The organism is Achromobacter sp. T5-5, from assembly GCF_055397965.1.
Genome location: NZ_AP027919.1, coordinates 1,004,621 through 1,024,686, shown reverse-complemented (window position 1 = coordinate 1,024,686; position 20,066 = coordinate 1,004,621). Strand labels below are relative to the sequence as shown.

The following is a 20,066-nucleotide window of genomic DNA, read 5'->3' as shown; positions in this document are numbered from 1 at the left end:
GGGCCCTTTGCGGCCCTCAACGAAACGCCGTACCCCATCCGGAGGTAGACATGCTGCACCCTCACCTGAGCCGCGCCGTCCTGGCCGCGGCCGCCTTGCTGACGCTGGTTCCCGCCACCCACGCCGCCGAGCTGCGCTCCGCGGACATCCATCCCGACGATTACCCCACTGTGCAGGCCGTGCGCCACTTCGGCGAACTGGTCAAGCAACGGACCAACGGCCGCATCACCATCAAGGTGTTTTCGGGCGGCGCGCTCGGCAACGAGGACGATTCCATCGAACAGGTGAAGCTGGGCGCGCTGGCGATGACCCGCGTGTCGAGCGCGGCCATGCACAACATCTGCCAGACCACCCGCGTGCCGTCGCTGCCGTTCCTCTTTCGCTCCAAGGAACACCTGCACAAGGTGCTGGACAGCGAGATCGGCGACCAGATCCTGCGCTCGTGCGAAGCCGCCGGATTCGTGGGGCTGGCCTGGTACGACAGCGGATCGCGCTCCATGTACACGACCAAGAAGCCCGTCAAGACGCTGGCCGACGCGAAGGGGCTGAAGATCCGCGTGCAGCAGTCGGACCTGTCCGTCGCGATGGTCGAAGCCATGGGCGGCAACGCCACGCCGATGCCCATGGGCGAGGTCTACACCTCGCTCAAGACCGGACTGGTGGACGCGGCAGAGAACAATTTCCCCAGCTACGAGAGCGCGCATCACTACGAGGTGGCCAAGTTCTACTCGCTGACCGAGCACACCATGACGCCCGAGATCCTGATCTTCTCCAAGCGCCAGTGGGACAAGCTGCCGCCCGATGACCAGAAGATCCTGCGCGAGGCCGCGCGTGAATCGGTGCCGTTCATGCGCAAGCTGTGGGACGAGCGCGAACAGAAGTCGCGCGCCGTGGTCGAGAAGGCCGGCTCGCAGATCTCCGCGGTCGACAAGCCCTCGTTCCAGGGCGCGATGAAGCCCGTGTACGACCGCTTCGTCACCACCCCTGAAATGAAGGACCTGGTCGCCAAGATCCAGGCCGTGCAGTGAGGACATCATGTTGGCCACACCCACGAATGAACCAGATGTCGCCGCGGGGGGCCGGGCGCAAGCCCTGGCTGCCCCGCTGGATGCCTACTCGCGCGGCTGCGCCCGGCTGGCGCGGGCCTGCATGTGGACCAGCGTGTTCGGGCTGGTCTGCCTGATCATCGCCGTCACGCTGCAGATCGTCGGGCGGCACGTCCTGAACAACACGCCGACCTGGGCGGAAAGCCTGGCCCTCCTGCTGGTGCTGTACGTCACCATGCTGGGCGCCGCGGTCGGCGTGCGCGACGCCGGCCACATCGGCTTCGAGTCCCTGCTCGACGCCCTGCCGGCCGGCGGGCAGCGGCGGCTGCGCATCTTCATCCATCTGCTCGTGCTGCTGTTCGGCGTGCTGATGGCCTGGAATTGCGGCGTGCTGGCCGAATCCGTCGCGGCCTACAAGATTCCCAACCTGGGGATCTCCAACGCGTGGAAGTACATTCCTGCAACCCTGTCGGGCACCTTGATCGCGCTCTTTTCCATCGAGCACATCATCGCGATCCTGCGCAACCAGAAGGTGGTACCGGCATGGCGCTGACACTGCTTTCCTTTACCTTCATGGGGTTCCTGGTGATCGGCGTGCCGGTCGCCTTCGCCATCGGGCTGTCGTCGCTCACGGCCATCATGTATGAGGACCTGCCGCTGGCGGTGGCCTTCCAGCAGATGACCTCGGGCATGAACGCCTTCTCGTTCCTGGCCATCCCCTTCTTCATCTTCACGGGCGAGCTGATGCTGTACGGCGGCATCGCGGACCGCATCGTCGCGTTCGCCAAATCGCTGGTGGGCCATGTGCGCGGCGGCCTGGGCATGTCCAACGTGGTCGCCTGCACGCTGTTCGGCGGCGTGTCGGGGTCGCCCGTGGCGGACGTGTCGGCGATGGGCTCGGTGATGATCCCGATGATGAAGCGCGAGGGCTATCACGCCGACTACGCGGTGAACGTCACCACGCACGCGGCGCTGGTGGGCGCGCTGATGCCGACCAGCCACAACATCATCATCTACACGCTGGCCGCGGGCGGCAAGGTGTCCATCGCGGCGCTGATCGCGGCGGGCGTGGTGCCTGCCCTGATCCTGACCGCCTGCAACCTGGCGGCGGCGTACTTCGTGGCGCGCAAGCGGGGGTATCCGGCCGGCACCTTCCCGGGCTGGCACATCGTGTTCCGCTCGCTGGTGGCCGCGGCGCCGGGGCTGTTCGTGGTGGTGCTGATCATTGCGGGCATCCTGAGCGGCGTCTTCACCGCGACGGAATCGGCGGCGGTGGCGGTGCTGTATGCGCTGGCGCTGACGATCTTCGTCTACCGCTCGCTGACCTGGGACCAGTTCGTGCGCGCGGCCAGCAAGGCGGTCAAGACGACGGGCGTGGTGCTGCTGCTGATCGGCATTTCCGCCACGTTCGGCTACCTGATCAGCTTCTATGGCGTGGCCGAAAAGACCGGTCAGCTCATGGCGTCCATCTCGACGGAACCCTGGGCGATCTTCCTGATGGTCAACATTATCCTGTTCGTGCTGGGCACGTTCCTGGACATGGCCGCCACCATCCTGATCTGCACGCCGATCTTCCTGCCGATCTGCATGCAGTACGGCATGGGGCCGGTGCAGTTCGGCATGGTCCTGCTGCTGAACTGCGCGCTGGGGCTGAACACGCCGCCGGTGGGCACCACGCAGTTCGTGGGATGCGCCATCGGCGGGGTCTCCGTGGGCACGGTCATGCGCACCATCTGGCCGTTCTACGGCGCGCTGCTGGCGGCGCTGGCGCTGGTGACCTACGTGCCGGCGTTTTCGCTGTGGTTGCCGGGCGTGCTGCTCAACTGACGCCCGGCGCGCGGGGCGGGCCGCCGGCGGTCCGCCCCGCGATCAACGGATAGAAAAAGACCGCCGCCAGCAGCCACATCAGCGCGGCGGACCAGATCGTCTGGCTGAGGAAATGCGCGCCCTGCAGGATGCGCACGGCCGAAAAACCCACACCGCCCGCCACGCCGACCGCCAGGCCGGCCCAGCGCCACGCGGGCCGTCCCAGCGCCCAGCCCGCGAAATACAGGCTGAGCAGCGCGTACCCCGCGCCGGCATGGCCGCTGGGCAGGGCGCCCCCCGCGCGGGCACGCGCCCACGTCCACCAGTGCACCGGATAGGGGGTGTAGCCGCCCAGCGTTTCCAGGTCGTAGGGGCGCGGCAGCATCGTGTGATGCTTGAGCTGGTTGATCAGGAGCTGTCCCGTCAGGCACGTGGCCGCCACCGCCAGCGCCACGCCGCGCCAGCGCCGCCACGCCGGGATGCGGAAGCTCGCCACGGCGACGCCCGCCGCGGCCAGGCCCACGCCGATCGGCAGGGCCAGCACGATGCGATGGCCCAGAAGTTCGAGCCAGCGGCTGGCGTGCAGCGGAAAGTCGTCGAGCGCCGGGTCGAACAGGGCCCGCGCGATGTGCATGTCCAGCCCCGAATCCTGGGTCCACCACGCAAGACAGGCGAGGATCAGCGGCACGCCCACGACGTGGGTGAGCAGATAGCAGGCTGGGGTTGGCGCGCGCGGCGCCGGCAGCGAGGGGGACGGCATGGACGAAAATTTCCAGACGGTTCGGGCAGCGCACTGTACGGGCCCGGCAGTCGAAAATTCGTCAAATCCGCGTCTGGGGTCCGGCCGCGGGAGCGTTGTCAAAGCGCAGCAGGAAGCGCGTCCCGCGCACCGGGCCGTGCGCCTGCGAGGATTCCACGGACAGCGCCCAGCCCTGCATGTCGCAGACCCGCTTGGCAATCGCCAGGCCCAGCCCGCGCGTCGTCTCGGCGCCGCCATCCATCGCCGAATCGCGCAGGCGGCCGCGGAAATAGCGACGGAACAGGAAGGGCAGGTCGGCGGCGGCGATGCCCTTGCCGTCGTCGCGCAGCGCCAGCCCGCCCTGCGCGTCCAGCGTCGCCGTCAGGGTGGCCGGGGCGGCATGCTCGATGGCGTTGCGCACCAGGTTGCGCAGCACGGTCAGCAAGGCGTAGCGGTCCAGCGTCAGCACGTGGCCGGCAGGGATACGGTTGTCGAAACGCAGGTTCGCCAGCTTCGCCTGCGCGGCATAGCCGCGCCAGGCGTCATCCATGCACTCGGCGAGGTCCACGGGTTCGGGCTCGCGCAATTGGTCGCGGGCCATCGCGCGCGCGCTCTCCAGGCTGACGATGACGTCGTCGACGTTGTCGACCACGCGCGTGAGCCGTTGCTGCTGGTCCGGCGTCAGCGTCTGCGTCAGGAGCATGAGTTCGCTGTCGGAGCGGATCGCCGCGAGCGGCGTACGCACCTCATGGCTGAGATTGCCGGCGAATTCCCGTTCGCGGGCGATGGACCGGTCCACCTGGTTCTGCACGCGGTTGAAGGCCTCGATGAGCCGCCCGGCCTCGTCGTCGCGAGTGACGGCCAGGTCGGGCGAGCCGGGGGCCCAGGTCGACAGCCGGTCCGTCAGGTCGAGCAGCGGACCGACCGCCACCGCCGCCACCCGCCGCGACAGGGCGTACGCCAGCACCACGCAGAGCGCGCCCACACCCAGCACGATGAGGCCGAAATCGCGCACCCGCTCTTCATTGTCGGTCGCGTCGTACAGCAGATACACCGTGCCGCGGCCGGTCTCGGCCACCATCACATGCCAGGTGTAGGCGCCCGGCTCGATCAGATGCAGCCCATTTTCCAGCGAGAGCAATTCGGGCGGCATGCCGGCGGGCGGCTGGCCGTCGGCGCTGAGCCAGGCGCGCATGGAACCGCCCAGCTCGCGGGCGCCATGGCGCGGCAGGAATTCGTCGCTGCTGCGGGCATGCTGGACCAGGCGGTCCATTTCCGTGTTGAGGATGTCGTTGACCAGATCGTCTTCCATCTGGTCGAACGTCAGGTACGCCAGCAGGGCAAGCGCCGTGACGAACAGCGCGACCGTTCCCGTCAGCGCCCACACGACGCGCTGGGTCAACGTGCCGGCGGCGGCGCGGCTCATGAGGACGCGCCGGGCAGCGTGAGGCGCCAGCCGGTGCCGTGCACGGTCTCGATGCCGTCAAAGCCCGCGTCGGCCAGCGCGCGCCGCAGCAGGTGGACTTGGCTGCGCAGGGCGTCGGACGAGGGCGGCTCGTTGCCCCACAACGCCGATTCCAGCTCTTCGCGCCGCACGACGCGGCCCGGATCGCGCAGCAGGACCTCGATGATGAGGCAGGCCTTGCGGGTCAGGTGGACGGGAACGTCGTTGACCGACACCGCGCGGCTGCGCGTGTCGAACTGCAAGGGGCCGAAGGCGCGCACGGCGTCCACCGTGGAGCCCTTGGCGCGCTGGATCAGGGCCAGCAGCCGGGCTTCCACCTCGAGCAGCGCGAACGGCTTGGTGAGGTAGTCGTCCGCCCCGTGCGAGAAACCCGCCAGCTTGTCTTCCAGGCTGTCGCGCGCGGTCAGCATGAGCACCGGCACGTCCAGCCGCCTTTGCGTGCGCATGTCATGCAGCACGGCGTTGCCGTCCATGCCGGGCAGGCCGATGTCCAGCAGCACGGCGTCGAACCGCTGCTCCTGCAGACGCTGCAGGGCGGCCGGCCCGCTATAGGCCACGTCGGGGAGAAAGCCGCGCGCCTCCAGGAAGCTGTATAGATTGCCGGCGATGGTGGGGTCGTCCTCGACGATCAGCACCCGGTAATGCGCACCCGCTGCGGGACTGGCTGCCATGGTTTGCGTCCTGGACGTGTCAGGCCTGCAGCACCTTGCCGGGGTTCATCAGCCCCTGCGGATCCAGCGCGCGCTTGATCCGCCGCATCAGCGCAAGTTCGACCGGCTGCTTGTAGCGCGGCAGTTCGTCGCGCTTGAGCTGCCCGACGCCGTGCTCGGCGCTGATGGAACCCTGGTGCGCGTGCACGCTGTCGTGCACCACGCCGTAGATTTCGCTTTGCAGCGCCAGCAGCTCGGCTTCGGTCTGCCCCGGCGCATTGGCCACGTTGTAGTGCAGGTTGCCGTCACCCAGATGGCCGAAGATCACGTGGCGCACGCCCGGAAAGCGCGCCTGCAACAAGGCGTTGGTCTTGTGCACGAAGCCCGCGATGGACGAGATGGGGATCGACACGTCATGCTTGACCGACTTGCCGAGTTCGGCCTCGGCCAGTGGAATGCTTTCGCGCAGGTGCCACAGCGCCTTGCTTTGCGACACATTGGCGGCGATGGCGGCGTCGTTCACCAGGCCGGCCTCGATGGCCTCGCCCAGCACGCTCTCGAAGCGTTCGCGCGCGTGGCTTTCACTTTCGCTGTCGGACAGTTCCAGCAGGGCGAACCACGGCGAGGCAGCCGATTCGCCTTCGAATGGCAGGCGCTGCTGCGGGAACAGCCGTACCACGCCTTGCAGGCAGGCGCCGCTCATGAGTTCAAAGCCGGTCAGCGAGGCGCCGAACCCGGAGCGGGCGCGCGACAGGACCTCGACGGCGTTGTCGATGCTGTCCAGCGTCAGCAGCGCGGTGCAGGACGCCACCGGACGCGGATACAGCTTGAGCGTGGCGGCGGTGATGATGCCCAGGGTGCCTTCGCTGCCGATGTAAAGGTCGCGCAGGTCGTAGCCGGTGTTGTCCTTGCGCAGGCCGCGCAGGCCGTCCCAGATCTCGCCTTCCGCGGTCACGACCTCCAGTCCCAGCGTGAGGTCGCGCGCGTTGCCATAGCGCAGCACCTGCGTGCCGCCGGCATTGGTCGCCAGATTGCCGCCGATGGTGCAGCTGCCTTCGGCGGCCAGGCTCAGCGGAAACAGCCGGTTCGCGGCCGCGGCGGCCTCCTGCACGGCCTGCAGGATGCAGCCGGCTTCCACGGTAATGGTGTCGTTGTCGGTGTCCAGCGCGCGCACGGCGGTGAGCCGGGTGGTGGACAGGACGACGGCGCTGCCGGAGTCGTCCGGGGTGGCGCCCCCGCACAGGCCGGTATTGCCCCCTTGCGGCACCACGGGCACGCCGTGCTGCGCACACAGTTTGATCGCGGCGGCCACTTCCGCGGTCGATCCGGGACGGATCACCGCCAGCGCCGCGCCACGATAGCGCCGGCGCCAATCCAGCACATAGGACTCGGCGTCGTCGCCCGTCAGGACGTGGGAATCGCCCAGGAGGGCCTGTAGATCGCTCAGCAGTGTCATGGATGCCGCACAAGAGGTAGGCCCGGCCGCGAGGGCCGGGCGCTGTTCATCGGATGTGCGGACTATTGTAGGGGCTGGGCGGCCCGCCCTGAAGCCCCGCCTGTCAGCCGACCGCCTGGTCCAGCCGCGTGCCCGTCATGCCAGTGCAGAACGCCCGGGAGGCGATGCGCTCCATCAGGAAGGCGCGGTCCACGCCCGCGGGGCCGGGCAGTTCGGACAGGGCGCGATAGGCGCGGCGCAGCACTTCGCCGCGCGTCGCGCCGCAGATCATGAGATGGGTGCTCGGCAGGCGGCGATCGCCGCAGCCGTCGATGCGCACTTCCAGCACGTGCGCGGCGATGGGATCGTGTTCGGCAATCGGCATGGCCGGCGTGCGGGCCTGCGCATGGGCGTCGATGACGCGGAACACGCCGCTGCGGTCGTCGAGCGAGAACGACACCGTGCCGGCAGCCTGCCAGCCGCGGTCCCGGGCCACGCTGGCGGCCACGGTGCGCAGCGCGCTTTCAATCGAGGCGGCCAGGTGCGGCGCCGGGCATTCCGCGATCAGGACCCGGGCATCGCGCCAGACGCTGCGTTCCCAGGCGCGGCCGGTGGCCAGTTCGCCGGTGGCCGCTGCAAACACGTGGATATCGAGCCGGCGTTCCCGGCCGGCCGCTGGCCCGGCAAAGTCCGTGGGTGGTCCCCGCCTGCTGGTGGCGCCGCCCGATGACATGACTGTGGATACTTTGGCGCCCATGGCCCCTCCTGGTCTTTCTGCTTGCATGGCAAGCGTATCACCTTCGGATGACGAGCAACTTTTGTGCCATCCCTGGCCACCCCGTGCGCCCCTGTGGACGGCCTGCCGGACGGCTGGCGCATGCACCGCAATCAGGCCGCGCCGCCCCAGGCGGCGCACCATCGCGGGGCAAGTCGCCACCGGGAAAACGCCCTACTCCGCCCGAAGGATGAAGGCCCCTGCGCCGATGGGGGATAATCCAGCTTTGACCCCTAGTCATAGCGGATTGGAGGTACGGGTTTACCACTACCCGACCGTCGCCGCGCTGTCCCCCTAACAAGGAATCGTCGTGGGCAACAATACACAATTTCCGGCCTCCGTTTTCAAGGCCTATGACATCCGCGGCACCGTGCCGGACCTGATCGACGCCCCCTTCGCCCGTTCGCTGGGCGTGGCGCTCGCCGCCCGCGCCCGCGCGGAAGGCGTCCAGACGCTGGTGGTCGGGCGCGACGGCCGGCTCAGCAGCGAAATGCTGTCGCTCGCGCTGCAGGAAGGCATGCTCGAAGGCGGCGTGGACACGCTGGACGTCGGCATGGTCCCCACCCCGCTCGTCTACTTTGCCGCGAACATCATGCAGACCGGCTCGGGCGTGGCCATCACGGGCAGCCACAATCCGCCGAAGTACAACGGCTTCAAGATGATGATGGGCGGACGCGCGCTGTATGGCGATGACGTCCAGCAACTGGCCCAGGCCATGAACGGAGATGCGCCCGCCCCGGCGGCCACCGCCGGCACGCGCCGCCAGCTCGACCTGGTGCAGACCTACATCGCGCGCGTCGCCTCCGGCGTCAAGCTCGCGCGTCCCATGAAGATCGCCATCGACTGCGGCAACGGCGTGGCCGGCGCGGTCGCCCCGCAGCTCTTTCGCGCGCTGGGCTGCGAGGTCGACGAGCTGTTCTGCGACGTGGACGGCAACTTCCCCAACCATCATCCCGATCCCGCCGAACCCAAGAACCTGCAGGACCTGATCAAGCACGTCGCCGAAACCGACTGCGAACTGGGCCTGGCGTTTGACGGCGACGGCGACCGCCTGGGCGTGGTCACCAAGTCGGGCCAGATCATCTGGCCCGACCGGCAACTGGTGCTGTTCGCCCGCGACGTGCTGGAACGCAATCCCGGCGCCACCATCATTTACGACGTGAAGTGCAGCCGCCATGTGGGCCTGTCCGTCGAAGCCGCCGGCGGCGCCCCCCTGATGTGGAAGACGGGCCACTCGCTGGTCAAGGCCAAGCTGGCCGAAACCGGCGCGCCGCTGGCCGGCGAGATGAGCGGGCACATTTTCTTCAAGGAACGCTGGTACGGCTTTGACGACGGCCTGTATACCGGCGCGCGCCTGCTGGAGATCGTGTCGCGCTTTGCCGATCCCTGCGCCCCGCTGGAAGACCTGCCGCAGGACGTTTCCACGCCGGAGCTCAAGCTCGAAATGGAAGAGGGCCAGCCCTTCACGCTGGTCAAGGCGCTGCAGGAGCAGGGCCAGTTCCCCGACGCCAAGCGCGTGATCACGATCGACGGCGTGCGCGCCGAGTACGCCGACGGCTTCGGCCTGGCGCGCCCGTCGAACACCACGCCGGTCGTCGTGCTGCGGTTCGAAGCGCAGAGCGAGGAGGCGTTGGCCCGCATCCAGGCGGACTTCCGACGCGAACTCGGCAAGCTCGCGCCCAACGCCTCGCTGCCGTTCTGATCCGCCCCATGTCGTTATCCAACAGCCCCGCGTGGCAGCAGTTCATCGCCGCGACACGCACGGCATCCCGGGATGGCCAGACCCTGCGCCTGATCAATGCCCCCGGGCTGCGCCTGGACCTGAGCGCCCAGGCGCAATCGCCCGAGCTGCTGGCCGCCTCGACGGCCCTGCTGGCGCAGCAGGACTTCGAGGCGCAGCGCGCGCGGCTGTTCGATGGCGGACCGGCCAACTGGACCGAAGGACGCGCCGCCTGGCACACCGCCCTGCGCGCGGCCGAGCCGCCCGCGATGGTAGCCAAGGCGGTGCTGGCCGAGCGCGAACGCATGCGCGAGTTCGTGCGCACGGCCGATGTGGCCGGACGCTACAGCAGCGTGCTGCACCTGGGCATCGGCGGCAGCGACTGGGGCCCGCGCCTGGTCACCCGCGCCTTGCGCCACGAGGGCGCGCGCCGCGAAGTGCGGTTCGCCTCCAACGTCGACTCGCATTCCGTCGCCGACGCGATGAGCCGCCTGGACCCGCACAACACGCTGGTCATCGTGGCGTCCAAATCGTTCACCACGACCGAACCCTTGGCCAATGCCGAGGTCGCGATGAACTGGTTGCGCCAGGCTGGCGTGGCCGATCCCATCAAGCAGGTCGTGGCGATCACCTGCAACGTCGAGGCGGCGCTGAACCTGGGCATCCTGCCCGACCACATCTTCCAGATCTGGGATTGGGTGGGCGGGCGCTATTCGCTGTGGTCGGCGATCGGCCTGCCCATTGCCCTGGCGCTGGGCAACGACACCTACGACCAGCTCCTGGCGGGCGCGGCGGCCATGGACGAGCATTTCCGCCACGCGCCCCTGGCCGAGAACGCCCCCGTGCAGATGGCGCTGGCTGGGGTCGCCAACCGCAGCGTGCTGGGCTACGACTCGCTCGTCATCACGCCCTACGATTCGCGCCTGTACCACATCGTGCCCTGGGCCCAGCAGCTTGAAATGGAATCGCTGGGCAAGGTCGCCACCGCCGACGGCAGCCCCGCCGGCGTGCCGACCGGCCCAGCCGTATGGGGCATGTCGGGCACGGACTGCCAGCACACGTTTTTCCAGTGGCTGCACCAGGACGCCACGGGCGCGCCCGTCGATTTCATCCTGTGCGAAAAGCCGGACCACGCCTATGCCCGGCATCATGAGCTGCTGGTGGCCAATTGCCTGGCCCAGCGCTCGGCGTTGCTGCGCGGCAAGTCCTTTGAAGAAGCCCTGGCCGAGACGTCCGCCACGGAAAGCGATCCGGCGCGCGCGCGCCTGCTGGCGCAGCACCGCGTGCATCCGGGCGGGCGGCCGTCATCGCTGATCGTGCTGCCGCGCCTGGAGGCCTATACGCTGGGCGCGCTGCTTGCCCTGTACGAACACAAGGTCTTCACGCAGGGCGTGATCTGGGGCATCAACCCCTTCGATCAGTGGGGCGTGGAGTTCGGCAAGGCGCTGGCCAAGAACATCATGCGCGAGCTGGACGCGCCCCAGCCCAGCCAGCAGGACCCGTCCACGCGCTTCTGGATCGACGCGATCAGGCGCTAAGGGCGTCGTACAGCGCGACGTGCGTGCGCGCGACCTGGTCGATGTCGAATTCGCGTTCCGCCAGGGCCCTGCCCGCCGCGCCCATCGACTGGCGCAAGTCCGCATCCCCGGCCAGCCGGGCGATGGCATCGGCCAGGGCCTTGGCGTCGCGCACCGGCACCAGCAGGCCGGTCACGCCGGGTTCGATGGCGTCCCGGCAGCCCGGCACATCGGTCGTCACGACCGCCCGCCCGCAGGCCGCGGCTTCGATCAGCGACTTCGGCAGGCCTTCCCGATAAGACGGCAGCACCGCGATGTGCGCGGCCGCATATAGCGCCGCCACGTCGGTGCGTTCGCCCAGCGCCTGCACGCAGCCTTCGCGCTGCCAGGCATCGACGTCGGCCTGCGTGGCCGACGTGGGATTGCCGGCATCCAGGCCGCCCACCAGTTGCATCGTCACCGGCACACCGCGCTCGCGCAGCAGCCGGGCCGCCTGCACGAACTCCTGCACGCCCTTGTCGCGCAAGAGGCGCGCCACCATGGTGACGACCACCGGCGGCGCCGGAGGCTCCGGCGAGGGGGTGTAGGCCTGCAGATCGACGCCCGCGCCGCGGATGATGACCACCTGGTCGTCGCGCACCGCGCCCAGCGACTTGAGCAGGTCGCGGTCGTTGGCGTTCTGGAAGATCACGCGGCTGTTGGGATGGCCCAAGGCGATCCGGTAGAGCCGCGCCACCACGGCGCGCACCATCCGCATCTTCAGCGAATTGGACAGGAAGACAAAGCCCAGCCCCGAAATCGCCGCCACCATGCCCGGCACGCGCGTCAGGCGCGCGGCAATTCCGCCGTACAGCACCGGCTTGATGGTGACCAGGTGCACGACATCGGGGCGCAGCCGGCGGAACAGGCGGATCAGCGCCAGCAGCGTCCCCAGCTCCTGCAATGGGTGCTTGCCGCTGCGGGTCATGGGAATGGCGTGGTGGGTCATGCCCAGCGCCTGGATGTCGGCCACCGCCGGCCCGTCCATCGTGGCGACGTGCACGTCGTAGCCCGCCTTCTGCGCGGCCAGCGCGACCGGCACGCGGTGCGACATGAAGAACGCCGGGTTGTTGACGACAAACAGCAGACAGCGGCGGGCGCTCATGCCTGGACTCCAGAAATGCGGCGCCAGACGGCGATATAGCTTTGCACCATGCGCGCAAGGTCGAAGTGTTCCAGGACGCGCGCGCGTCCCGCCTCGCCGGCGCGCTCGCGGCCGCGGGCGGCCACGTCGCACAGCGCGGACTCGATGCCGCGCGCCAGGGCCTCGGGCTGCTCGGGCGGCACCACCACGCCGGTGTCGCCCACGATGTAGGCGGCGTCGCCCACGTCCGTCACCACGCAATACACGCCGCAGGCCATGGCCTCGGCCACCACGTTCGGAAAGCCCTCGGCGCAACTGGACAGCACGTGCAGGTCCAGCCCGTTCATCACGGCGGGCACGTCGTCGCTGGGGCCGTTGAGCACCACGCGGTCGCGCAGGTCCAGCTTGTCGAGCAAGGCGCCCAGCGGCGGGTTGTCTTCGGTCATGTCCCGGCCGATCAGCACGCAGCGCAGGCCGGCGTCGCGTCCGTCGCGCACCAGCGCGGCCACGGCGCGCAGCAGATTGGCATGGTCCTTGAGCGGATCCCAACGCGCCACGCAGCCGATCACGGGCACGTCCTCGGACAGCCCCCACGCGGCGCGCACCCGCGCGCGCGCCGCCGGATCGGGCGCATAGCGCGACAGGTCATACCCGTTGGAAATCACGACCAGCCGGTCGCGCCGGTATCCCTTTTCAGCGTGGCGCTGCGCCGCGTTCTGCGCCGCGCACACGATGGCGCGCGGCACGCTGCCGGACAGCAATGCGCAGGCGCGCAGCACCAGCCGCGCGGACCGGCTGCTGCGTTCGAGGTGTTCGCCGGAGTTGCGGATGCCCCAGGCGATGGCCCGCACGCCCGCCATGCGGGCCGCCAGGCCGCCGATCAGGTCGGCGTGATACATCCAGGTCTGCACGGCATGCGGGCGCATCCGGGCGATCAGGCGGCGCAGGGCGAGGAAGCCGCCCAGGCTCACGCGGCCGCGTTTCATGCCCAGGGCGTGCACCGCGACGCCGGCCGCGCGCAGCCGTTCGCCATAGATGCCTTCATCGGTCAGCGACACGACCGTGTGCGCCACGCCCGCGTCCGGCCAGGTCGCCAGGCGGAACAGCACGGATTCGGCGCCGCCCTGCCCCAGCCCGGTGATGACATGCAGAATGCGCAGCGGCTGGGTGCTCATCGTCCCTCCCGCACCGCTTCGAACAATTCATCCCACTCGCCCAGCACGCTGGACAGCGCGTAGCGCTGGCGCACGGCCGCCGCGGCGCGCGTGCCCAGCTGCTGGCGCAGGGACGCATCGCTCATCAGGCGATGCAGGGCATCGGTCATCGCGACGCGGTCGCCGGCGGGCACCAGCAAGGCGTCCTGGCCGTCGCGCGTCATCTCGCGCGGACCGCTGGGGCAGTCGAAAGCCGCGCACGGCAGGCCCAGCGACATGGCTTCCAGGAGAACATTGGGAAAGCCTTCGACCAGCGAACTCAGCACGAAGGCCTGCCCGCGGGCCAGTTCTTCCCAAGGCGCCTCGGTGCGCCCGGGCAGGCTGATGCGCGACTGCAGGCGCAGGCGCGCCACCTGCTGCTCCAGCGCGTCGCGCTCGGGTCCCTCGCCCCAGATGCGCAGGTTCCAGTCGGGGAAATCCGGCGCAAGCTGGGCAAAGATGTCGATCAGCAGGCTGAACTGCTTGTCGGGCACCAGGCGTCCCATGGCCACCAGCGTGCGCGGCGCGCTGTCCTCGTGCTGCTGCACCAGCGGCGCATCCAGCAGCGGCGCGGGGAGCGGATTGGGAATGACGGCCAGGCGCCGGATGCCGGGCACTTGCCGCGCGAACGGACCGGCGGTGCCTTCCGCCTGGACGGTCACCATGTCGGCACGGGGGTAGAGCGCGCGGCGCAGCTTGCGCCACACGGAGCCCGTCGTGGTGTCAGCGACCGGATTGGTGCGCTCGCAGACGATGAGCGGCACGTTCAGGCCGCGCGTGGCCAGGATGGCGGCCACGTTGACGTTGGTCAGGAAGGACACCACCACGTCCGGCCGCGTGTCGCGGATGTGCCTGCGCAGCGCCAGCAGGCGCTTGACCGCGGCCATCGCGCCCGACGCGCGGGTGCCGGCCAGATCCGCCAGCCACGCGAGCTTCACCTTGTCGGACAGGGGGTAGAAGCAGGTGCCCTTGGACGAATAGGTCGGCGTCAGGATGACGGTGTCTCCGCGCTCGGACCATGCGTTGACCAGGGTCGCCGCGACTCTTTCCGCGCCGCCGGCATGCATGGAGCTGACCAGCATCAGTATTTTCATTCGTCAACGGTCCTCAATCGGTCCCCCTTGATCCATGCCCGCCCGGTAGCGGTCCAGCCAGGCCTGCATCATCAGCACGCCCCACAGATGGCTGTCCCAGTTGCGATGGCCCGAGGAGTGCTCGCGCCACTTGCGCAGGATGGGCTCGGGTTCGAACCACCCTTCCTGGCGCAGGCGCGCCGGGTCCAGCAGCGCATCGGCCCATTCGCGCAAGGGGCCGCGCAGCCACGCGGCCAGGGGCACGGCAAAGCCGCGCTTGGGGCGGTCGACCAGGGCCTGCGGCACATGGCGGTGCAGCACCTGGCGCAGCAGCCACTTGCCCGTGCTGCCGCGCACCTTGTACTGGTGCGGTAGGCTCCAGGCGAATTCATAGACGCGGTGGTCGATCAGCGGCACGCGGGTTTCCAGGCTGACTGCCATGGCCGCGCGGTCCACCTTCACCAGGATGTCGTCGGGCAGGTAGGTCACCGTGTCCAGCTTCATCATCGACTCGAAGAAGGTCGATCCCTGCATGGCGCGCTCGAATTCCGACACGGGCTCGACGCCGCCCTTCACCACGCGGGCCGGGTCCGACCAGTACGACACGAAGAGGCGATAGAACTCGCCGCGCGTATCGGCGCGCAGCAGCTCGCCCAGCTTGCCCACCTTGCCGCGCCAGGCGCCCCGGCCCGGCAGATGGGTGGAGGCGCTGAGCATCGCGCCCGCGGGCTTGCGCAGCAGCCCGGGCACGCGCTCGAACTGGCGCCACCAGTTGTCCACGCGGAAATAACGCGAATAGCCGCCGAAGAGCTCGTCGCCGCCATCGCCGGACAGGGCCACGGTGACGTGCTGGCGCGCCATGCGCGTCACCAGCGATGTCGGGATCTGCGAGGAATCGGCAAAGGGCTCGTCATACATGTCGGCCAGGGTGGGCACGACGGCCAGCGCGTCATCCGCGGTGACGTAGAGTTCGGTGTGGTCGGTGCCCAGGTGCGTGGCCACGGCCTTCGCGTGCTGCGCCTCGTCGTAGCCCTTTTCATGAAAGCCGATGGCGAAGGTGCGCACCGGCTGCGAGCTTTGCGCCTGCATCAGCGCCACGATGGTCGACGAATCGATGCCCCCGGACAGGAAGGCGCCCAGGCTCACGTCGGACAGCATCTGGCCGCCCACGGCCTTGGACAGCACCTTTTCCAGCGCGTCCGTGGCCTGCGCATCGGACTCGAACGACAGCCGGGACTGCGCGGCCGCATCGGCGGCCGCGCGCGCCGACCAGTACACACGCGGTTCCGGCATGCGCCGGCTGCGGGCGTCGTCGGCCGTGAACTCGACCCACGTGCCGGGCGGCAGCTTGGCGATACCCTCGTAGATGGACTGCGGCGCCGGGATGTAGTTGTGCCGCATGAACGAGGCCAGCGCGTTGCGGTTCAGGTTGCGGCCAAAACCCGGAATGGGCATCAGCCCCTTCAGTTCCGAGGCGAACACCAGCGCCGCGCCGGAATAGCCGTAGTAAAGCGGCTTCTCGCCCATGCGGTCGCGCGCCAGCACGAGCTTGCGCGAGGCCCTGTCCCACAGCGCGATGGCGAACATGCCGACCGCGGCCTGCAGCGTGGACTCGATGCCCAGCGCGGTAAAGCCCGCGAGCAGGGTTTCGGTGTCCGAATGCCCGCGCCACGCAGGCGCCGCCCCCGACTGTTCGAGCTGCTTGCGGATGTCCAGGTGGTTGTAGATTTCGCCGTTGAACACCATCACGTAGCGGCCGCAGGCGGACGTCATGGGCTGGTGGCCCGCTTCGGTCAGGTCCAGGATCGCCAGGCGCACGTGCGCCAGCGCCAGGTCGGCGTCAGCGTCTTCCCAGAACCCGTTGCTGTCGGGCCCGCGATGGCGGATGCGCCGGCAGCTTTCCGCCAGCACATGTTCCTTGTTCCCCACCGGGCCCCAAATTCCGACTATTCCACACATGATGAGATTCTCGTGGTCACCGTAGCAACGGCGCGCGCGGGGCCCTAGCGGCCCGTCGCCCGCACGCCGTCAAAAAGTTCCTGCCATTTCCGCAGCACGCGCGCGGCCGAGAAGCGGTCGCGCACGTCCGTTGCCGCCCGCGCCATGCGCGCGCGGCCATTGTCATCGCTCATGACGGCGTCCAGCGCCTTGCAAAGCGCGGCCACGTCGCCGTTGGGCCGCACCAGCACGCCGTCGATGCCGTCGCGCACGATCTCGCGGGGCCCGGTATCGCAATCGAACGACACCGCCGCGAGCCCGCTCGCCATGGATTCCAGCAAGGTGTTGGACAGCCCCTCGAAGCGCGAGGTCAGCACGTAAAGATCAGCGCTGTCGTACCAGTCGCCGACGTTGCCGGCGCGCCCCGGCATCGACACACGCGACTGCAGCCCCGCCTCGGTCACCTGCGCCTCCAGCGCCTGGCGCTCGCCGCCCTCGCCCAGGATAACCAGATCCCACGCAGGATGCGATGGCGCCAGCCGCGCGAAGGCCTGGATCAACAGGTCGAATCCCTTGTCGCCATGCAGGCGCCCGACCGCCAGCAGCCGCTTGCGGCCTTCCTGCGCGGCCGGCGGCAGGATGGGCTCGGCGCGCGGCAGGGGGAAGTGGACGGGATTGGGGATGACCGCCAGCCGGGAGCCGGGCACGTGCTGTTCCAGCCAGTCCGCGGTGCCCCGGGTCAGCGCGACCACGCGCGCGGCGCGCGGATAGGTCAGGCGGCGCAGCCGCTGCCAGAAGCCCGACAGGGTCTGGGACGGCGGATGGGTGTGCTCGGTGGCGATAACGCGGCAGCCCAGTCCCGCGCAGGCCAGGACGGACAGCACCGACGCGGTGGTCATCATGCCCAGCACGATGTCCGGCCGGAAGGCCTTGACCACGCGCCGCAGCGCGCGCACCCGCTGCAGGTTGCTCAGGATGCCGCGCACCCCGCCGCCCTCGCCCGCGGTATGCAGGACCTCGCGCCGCACCTTGGGGTGCAGCGCGTAGACGTCGCCTTCGGCGCTGGCCTGCGTGACCACCATGACCTCGCTGCCCTCGGCCGCCCAATGGGCGCTCAGGTCGGCGGCGACGCGCTCAGCGCCCCCGCCGTGCAGGGAATGGATGAACAGCAACACGCGCGCCGGACGGGCGGAGTCGGCTACGGACATTCAATCGGCCTCCTTGGGTTCGGCCTTGCGCATCGCCACCGCCAGGTAGCACGCGAAGGACAGCACATACATGAGGCTGGTCGCCAGCATGATGCCGGCCGCGCCCATGCGGGGCGCAAGCACGGTGTTCAGCACGGCCTTCAGCGCGAAATTGCCGACGGCGATCGCGGCCATGATGCGGTAGCGGTTCTGGCTGGCCAGCAGTTGCACCAGGATCAGCACGCCAAAATAGAACGGAAGCTGCAGCAGCCCCCAGCGCAGCACGTGCGCGACGGCGGCGGTGTTTTCGGCGGTGAACGCGCCCCGCTGGAACAGCACCGACACGCCCCACGGCGCCAGGACCCAGCCCAGCGCCACCGCGGCGGCGCCCGCGCCCACCATCAGCAGCGACCACTTGAGGGCCATGCTGCGTGCGCGCGCCGTGTCGCCGCGCGCCTGCACGTCGGCCAGCACAGGCAGCGCGGCGCGCCCCACGGATACCGCGCCGATGCCCAGCAGCAGCGAAAGCAGCCGGCTCGCGTAGCCCAGTGTCGCGTTGGCGTTGGCGCCCAGGTTGGCGGCCGCGTACTGGTCCAGCGGGCCCACGAAGCTCATGGCAACCTGGCCGATCAGCATCACGCCCGCCGCGCCCATCAGCTCGGGCCAGTGCGGGGACGACAGCGACAGGCGCGGCGCACCCCAGAATCCGCCATCCGCGCGCGCCGCCAGCCAGGCCAGCCAGACGGTCTGGATGGCATAACCGACCAGCGTGCCCCACAACAGCGGTCCGACGCCGTCCGCGCTGGCGGCCAGCATGACCCACGCGAGCGTCGTCACGGCCGGCACGCTGTCCAGCAGCGTATTGACGTGCCGCTCCTGCGCGCGCAGCCGCGCGGCGCTGATGCCGGCGACCAGCAGCAATGCCGCCACGGGCGCAAAGGCCACGAGCAGGTCGCCCGTCATGTCGCGCACCTGCGCCGACAGGCCCTGCCCCAGCCGGTCCACCACATAGGGCCAGGCAAACCACGTCAGCAGGGCCAGCGCGACGCCGGCGGCGGCGACCCACCCCTGCAGTTCGCGCAGGAAAAGGGCTTTCTCGGCCCCGCCGGCGCGGTGCAGGCGCACCAGCACCGGAATCAGCACCACCGACAGCACGCCCACGATCGTGACCGGCAGCCAGGTGGCCATGGTCATCGTGAATTGGTAGGCGTCCACGGCGTCGCTGACGCCGTAGCGGTACGCCACCGCCATCTCCTTGATGGCGCCGGCGGCCTTGCCCAGCAACAGAAACACCGCCACCCGGAACGCGCCTTTGAAGATGCGCTGATGGTCCGGGTGGATGTTGCCGAGTTTTCGGACGAGTGCTTTCAAATCAACGCAGGAATTGCGTGTACCAGGGCATGGCGACTTCCAGGCCTTGCAGCACCGTGTGCGTGGGCGCGTAGCCCAGCAGGCGGCTGGCCTTGCCGATGTCGGCCTGGGAGTGACGCACGTCACCCGCGCGGAAGTCGCCGTAGACCGGCTGCTTGCCGTAGTCCACGCCCTGGTTGCCCAGAGCCTGCACCAGGAAGCTGAAGAGCTGGTTCAGGGTGCTGCGGCCGCTGACCGCCACGTTGTAGACCTGGTTGCGGGCCTCGGGCGCGGCCATCGCGCCCAGGATGTTGGCCTGCACCGCGTTTTCCACAAAGCAGAAATCGCGGCTGGTCTCGCCGTCGCCATTGATGGTGACGTCCTTGCCCTGGATCATCGCGGCGGTCCACTTCGGGATCACGGCGGCATAGGCGCCGTCCGGGTCCTGGCGCTTGCCGAACACGTTGAAATAGCGCAGGCCCACCGTCTCGAAACCGTACGAGCGCGCGAAGACGTCGGCGTACAGTTCGTTGACGTACTTGGTCACCGCATAGGGCGACAAGGGCTTGCCGATGTTTTCTTCGACCTTGGGCAGGGCCGGATGGTCGCCGTAGGTGGAGCTGGACGCCGCATAGACGAACGACTTGACCTTGGCGTCGCGCGCCGCCACCAGCATGTTCAGGAAGCCGCTGATGTTGACTTCGTTGGTGGTGATGGGGTCATTGAGCGAACGCGGCACCGACCCCAACGCGGCCTGGTGCAGCACGAAGTCCACGCCGTCGGCGGCGCGTCGGCATGCATCCAGGTCGCGGATATCGCCTTCGATGAAGGTGAAGCGCGCCCATTGTTCCGGGGAGACGGACGCGCGCACCTCGTCCAGGTTGCGCTGGTGGCCGGTGGCGAAGTTGTCCAGGCCGGTGACGGTCTGGCCCAGCTTGAGCAGGGTCTCCAGCAGGTTCGAACCGATGAAGCCGGCGCAGCCGGTCACCAGCCACTTGCGCGGCGCGGCGGTCAGTTCCTGGGTGACAGTCTCGAATCGTGTGGTCATC

17 protein-coding genes are annotated in these 20,066 nt (G+C 69.2%); 5 read left to right on the top strand and 12 right to left on the bottom strand.

Translation table 11 applies throughout. The features are described from left to right. Positions 1–50: 50 nt before the first annotated feature. The 3 genes from ACZ50Q_RS04595 to ACZ50Q_RS04585 are packed head-to-tail and all read left to right on the top strand — an operon-like array spanning position 51 to position 2,873. Positions 51–1,028 (top strand): TRAP transporter substrate-binding protein, encoded by a 978-nt coding sequence (locus tag ACZ50Q_RS04595; protein WP_076516759.1) that lies wholly within the window; start codon positions 51–53, stop codon positions 1,026–1,028. Between the two features lie 7 nt (positions 1,029–1,035). Further along, on the top strand, positions 1,036–1,599 hold the full coding sequence (locus ACZ50Q_RS04590) for a TRAP transporter small permease (protein WP_083714180.1): 564 nt from the start codon (positions 1,036–1,038) through the stop codon (positions 1,597–1,599). Next, complete coding sequence (locus tag ACZ50Q_RS04585) at positions 1,590–2,873, top strand: TRAP transporter large permease (protein WP_464080714.1); 1,284 nt, start codon at positions 1,590–1,592, stop codon at positions 2,871–2,873. The genes ACZ50Q_RS04590 and ACZ50Q_RS04585 overlap by 10 nt, the downstream gene beginning before the upstream one ends. On the opposite strand, the gene ACZ50Q_RS04580 is transcribed toward ACZ50Q_RS04585, so the two are convergent. From ACZ50Q_RS04580 to ACZ50Q_RS04560, 5 genes are all read right to left on the bottom strand, one after another. Beyond that, positions 2,866–3,612, bottom strand: a complete 747-nt coding sequence (locus ACZ50Q_RS04580; protein WP_464080713.1) for a phosphatase PAP2 family protein — start codon at positions 3,610–3,612, stop codon at positions 2,866–2,868. The genes ACZ50Q_RS04585 and ACZ50Q_RS04580 overlap by 8 nt on opposite strands. Positions 3,613–3,673: 61 nt before the next feature. After that, the gene (locus ACZ50Q_RS04575; RefSeq protein WP_464080712.1) at positions 3,674–5,017 is read right to left on the bottom strand and encodes a sensor histidine kinase; all 1,344 of its coding nucleotides are present in this window, start codon (positions 5,015–5,017) and stop codon (positions 3,674–3,676) included. After that, a complete protein-coding gene (locus tag ACZ50Q_RS04570; protein WP_092581102.1) occupies positions 5,014–5,727 on the bottom strand; it encodes a response regulator transcription factor in 714 nt (237 codons plus the stop codon). The genes ACZ50Q_RS04575 and ACZ50Q_RS04570 overlap by 4 nt, the downstream gene beginning before the upstream one ends. A 19-nt stretch (positions 5,728–5,746) precedes the next feature. Continuing rightward, a complete protein-coding gene (locus tag ACZ50Q_RS04565) occupies positions 5,747–7,162 on the bottom strand; it encodes an FAD-binding oxidoreductase (RefSeq protein ID WP_464080711.1) in 1,416 nt (471 codons plus the stop codon). A 103-nt stretch (positions 7,163–7,265) separates the two neighbouring features. Then, positions 7,266–7,898 (bottom strand): BPTD_3102 family carboxylase-like protein, encoded by a 633-nt coding sequence (locus ACZ50Q_RS04560; protein WP_092581098.1) that lies wholly within the window; start codon positions 7,896–7,898, stop codon positions 7,266–7,268. Positions 7,899–8,226: 328 nt separating this feature from the next. Between ACZ50Q_RS04560 and ACZ50Q_RS04555 the strand changes: the two genes are divergently transcribed. Beyond that, positions 8,227–9,618, top strand: coding sequence for a phosphomannomutase/phosphoglucomutase (locus tag ACZ50Q_RS04555; RefSeq protein ID WP_464080710.1), 1,392 nt, complete (start codon positions 8,227–8,229; stop codon positions 9,616–9,618). An 8-nt stretch (positions 9,619–9,626) separates the two neighbouring features. Further along, positions 9,627–11,174: a glucose-6-phosphate isomerase gene (gene pgi, locus ACZ50Q_RS04550; RefSeq protein ID WP_464080709.1), complete on the top strand. Its 1,548-nt coding sequence runs from the start codon at positions 9,627–9,629 to the stop codon at positions 11,172–11,174. Here pgi and ACZ50Q_RS04545 read toward each other — a convergent pair. Genes ACZ50Q_RS04545 through ACZ50Q_RS04515 form a run of 7 tightly spaced genes read right to left on the bottom strand, consistent with a single transcriptional unit; the run spans position 11,164 to position 20,065 of the window. Beyond that, entirely contained in the window at positions 11,164–12,297 is a 1,134-nt protein-coding gene (locus ACZ50Q_RS04545; protein ID WP_092581094.1) for a glycosyltransferase family 4 protein, read from the bottom strand. The two genes, pgi and ACZ50Q_RS04545, sit on opposite strands and share 11 nt — an antisense overlap. Beyond that, entirely contained in the window at positions 12,294–13,451 is a 1,158-nt protein-coding gene (locus tag ACZ50Q_RS04540; RefSeq protein WP_175493202.1) for a glycosyltransferase family 4 protein, read from the bottom strand. Before ACZ50Q_RS04540 ends, ACZ50Q_RS04545 begins: the two co-directional genes overlap by 4 nt. Next, entirely contained in the window at positions 13,448–14,563 is a 1,116-nt protein-coding gene (locus ACZ50Q_RS04535) for a glycosyltransferase family 4 protein (protein ID WP_464080708.1), read from the bottom strand. Before ACZ50Q_RS04535 ends, ACZ50Q_RS04540 begins: the two co-directional genes overlap by 4 nt. 3 nt (positions 14,564–14,566) lie before the next feature. Continuing rightward, entirely contained in the window at positions 14,567–16,501 is a 1,935-nt protein-coding gene (gene asnB / locus ACZ50Q_RS04530) for an asparagine synthase (glutamine-hydrolyzing) (RefSeq protein ID WP_464080707.1), read from the bottom strand. Between the two features lie 44 nt (positions 16,502–16,545). Beyond that, positions 16,546–17,688, bottom strand: a complete 1,143-nt coding sequence (locus ACZ50Q_RS04525) for a glycosyltransferase family 4 protein (RefSeq protein WP_464080706.1) — start codon at positions 17,686–17,688, stop codon at positions 16,546–16,548. Further along, positions 17,689–19,038 carry a murein biosynthesis integral membrane protein MurJ gene (gene murJ / locus ACZ50Q_RS04520; RefSeq protein WP_092581086.1) on the bottom strand — a complete coding sequence of 450 codons (1,350 nt, stop codon included), beginning with the start codon at positions 19,036–19,038 and terminating at the stop codon, positions 17,689–17,691. It lies immediately after the preceding gene. Between the two features lies 1 nt (position 19,039). Then, the gene (locus tag ACZ50Q_RS04515; protein WP_092581084.1) at positions 19,040–20,065 is read right to left on the bottom strand and encodes an SDR family oxidoreductase; all 1,026 of its coding nucleotides are present in this window, start codon (positions 20,063–20,065) and stop codon (positions 19,040–19,042) included. Position 20,066: the final 1 nt, after the last annotated feature.

What these genes read in the sequence shown, in the direction of transcription:
- ACZ50Q_RS04545 (WP_092581094.1), bottom strand. Translation starts at nt 12,297, where the DNA reads ATGAGCGCCCGCCGCTGTCTGCTGTTTGTCGTCAACAACCCGGCGTTC.
- ACZ50Q_RS04515 (WP_092581084.1), bottom strand. Translation starts at nt 20,065, where the DNA reads ATGACCACACGATTCGAGACTGTCACCCAGGAACTGACCGCCGCGCCG.
- ACZ50Q_RS04590 (WP_083714180.1), top strand. Translation starts at nt 1,036, where the DNA reads ATGTTGGCCACACCCACGAATGAACCAGATGTCGCCGCGGGGGGCCGG.
- ACZ50Q_RS04565 (WP_464080711.1), bottom strand. Translation starts at nt 7,162, where the DNA reads ATGACACTGCTGAGCGATCTACAGGCCCTCCTGGGCGATTCCCACGTC.
- ACZ50Q_RS04575 (WP_464080712.1), bottom strand. Translation starts at nt 5,017, where the DNA reads ATGAGCCGCGCCGCCGCCGGCACGTTGACCCAGCGCGTCGTGTGGGCG.
- ACZ50Q_RS04540 (WP_175493202.1), bottom strand. Translation starts at nt 13,451, where the DNA reads ATGAGCACCCAGCCGCTGCGCATTCTGCATGTCATCACCGGGCTGGGG.
- asnB (WP_464080707.1), bottom strand. Translation starts at nt 16,501, where the DNA reads ATGTGTGGAATAGTCGGAATTTGGGGCCCGGTGGGGAACAAGGAACAT.
- ACZ50Q_RS04595 (WP_076516759.1), top strand. Translation starts at nt 51, where the DNA reads ATGCTGCACCCTCACCTGAGCCGCGCCGTCCTGGCCGCGGCCGCCTTG.
- ACZ50Q_RS04570 (WP_092581102.1), bottom strand. Translation starts at nt 5,727, where the DNA reads ATGGCAGCCAGTCCCGCAGCGGGTGCGCATTACCGGGTGCTGATCGTC.
- ACZ50Q_RS04585 (WP_464080714.1), top strand. Translation starts at nt 1,590, where the DNA reads ATGGCGCTGACACTGCTTTCCTTTACCTTCATGGGGTTCCTGGTGATC.
- ACZ50Q_RS04525 (WP_464080706.1), bottom strand. Translation starts at nt 17,688, where the DNA reads ATGTCCGTAGCCGACTCCGCCCGTCCGGCGCGCGTGTTGCTGTTCATC.
- ACZ50Q_RS04535 (WP_464080708.1), bottom strand. Translation starts at nt 14,563, where the DNA reads ATGAAAATACTGATGCTGGTCAGCTCCATGCATGCCGGCGGCGCGGAA.
- ACZ50Q_RS04560 (WP_092581098.1), bottom strand. Translation starts at nt 7,898, where the DNA reads ATGGGCGCCAAAGTATCCACAGTCATGTCATCGGGCGGCGCCACCAGC.
- ACZ50Q_RS04580 (WP_464080713.1), bottom strand. Translation starts at nt 3,612, where the DNA reads ATGCCGTCCCCCTCGCTGCCGGCGCCGCGCGCGCCAACCCCAGCCTGC.
- pgi (WP_464080709.1), top strand. Translation starts at nt 9,627, where the DNA reads ATGTCGTTATCCAACAGCCCCGCGTGGCAGCAGTTCATCGCCGCGACA.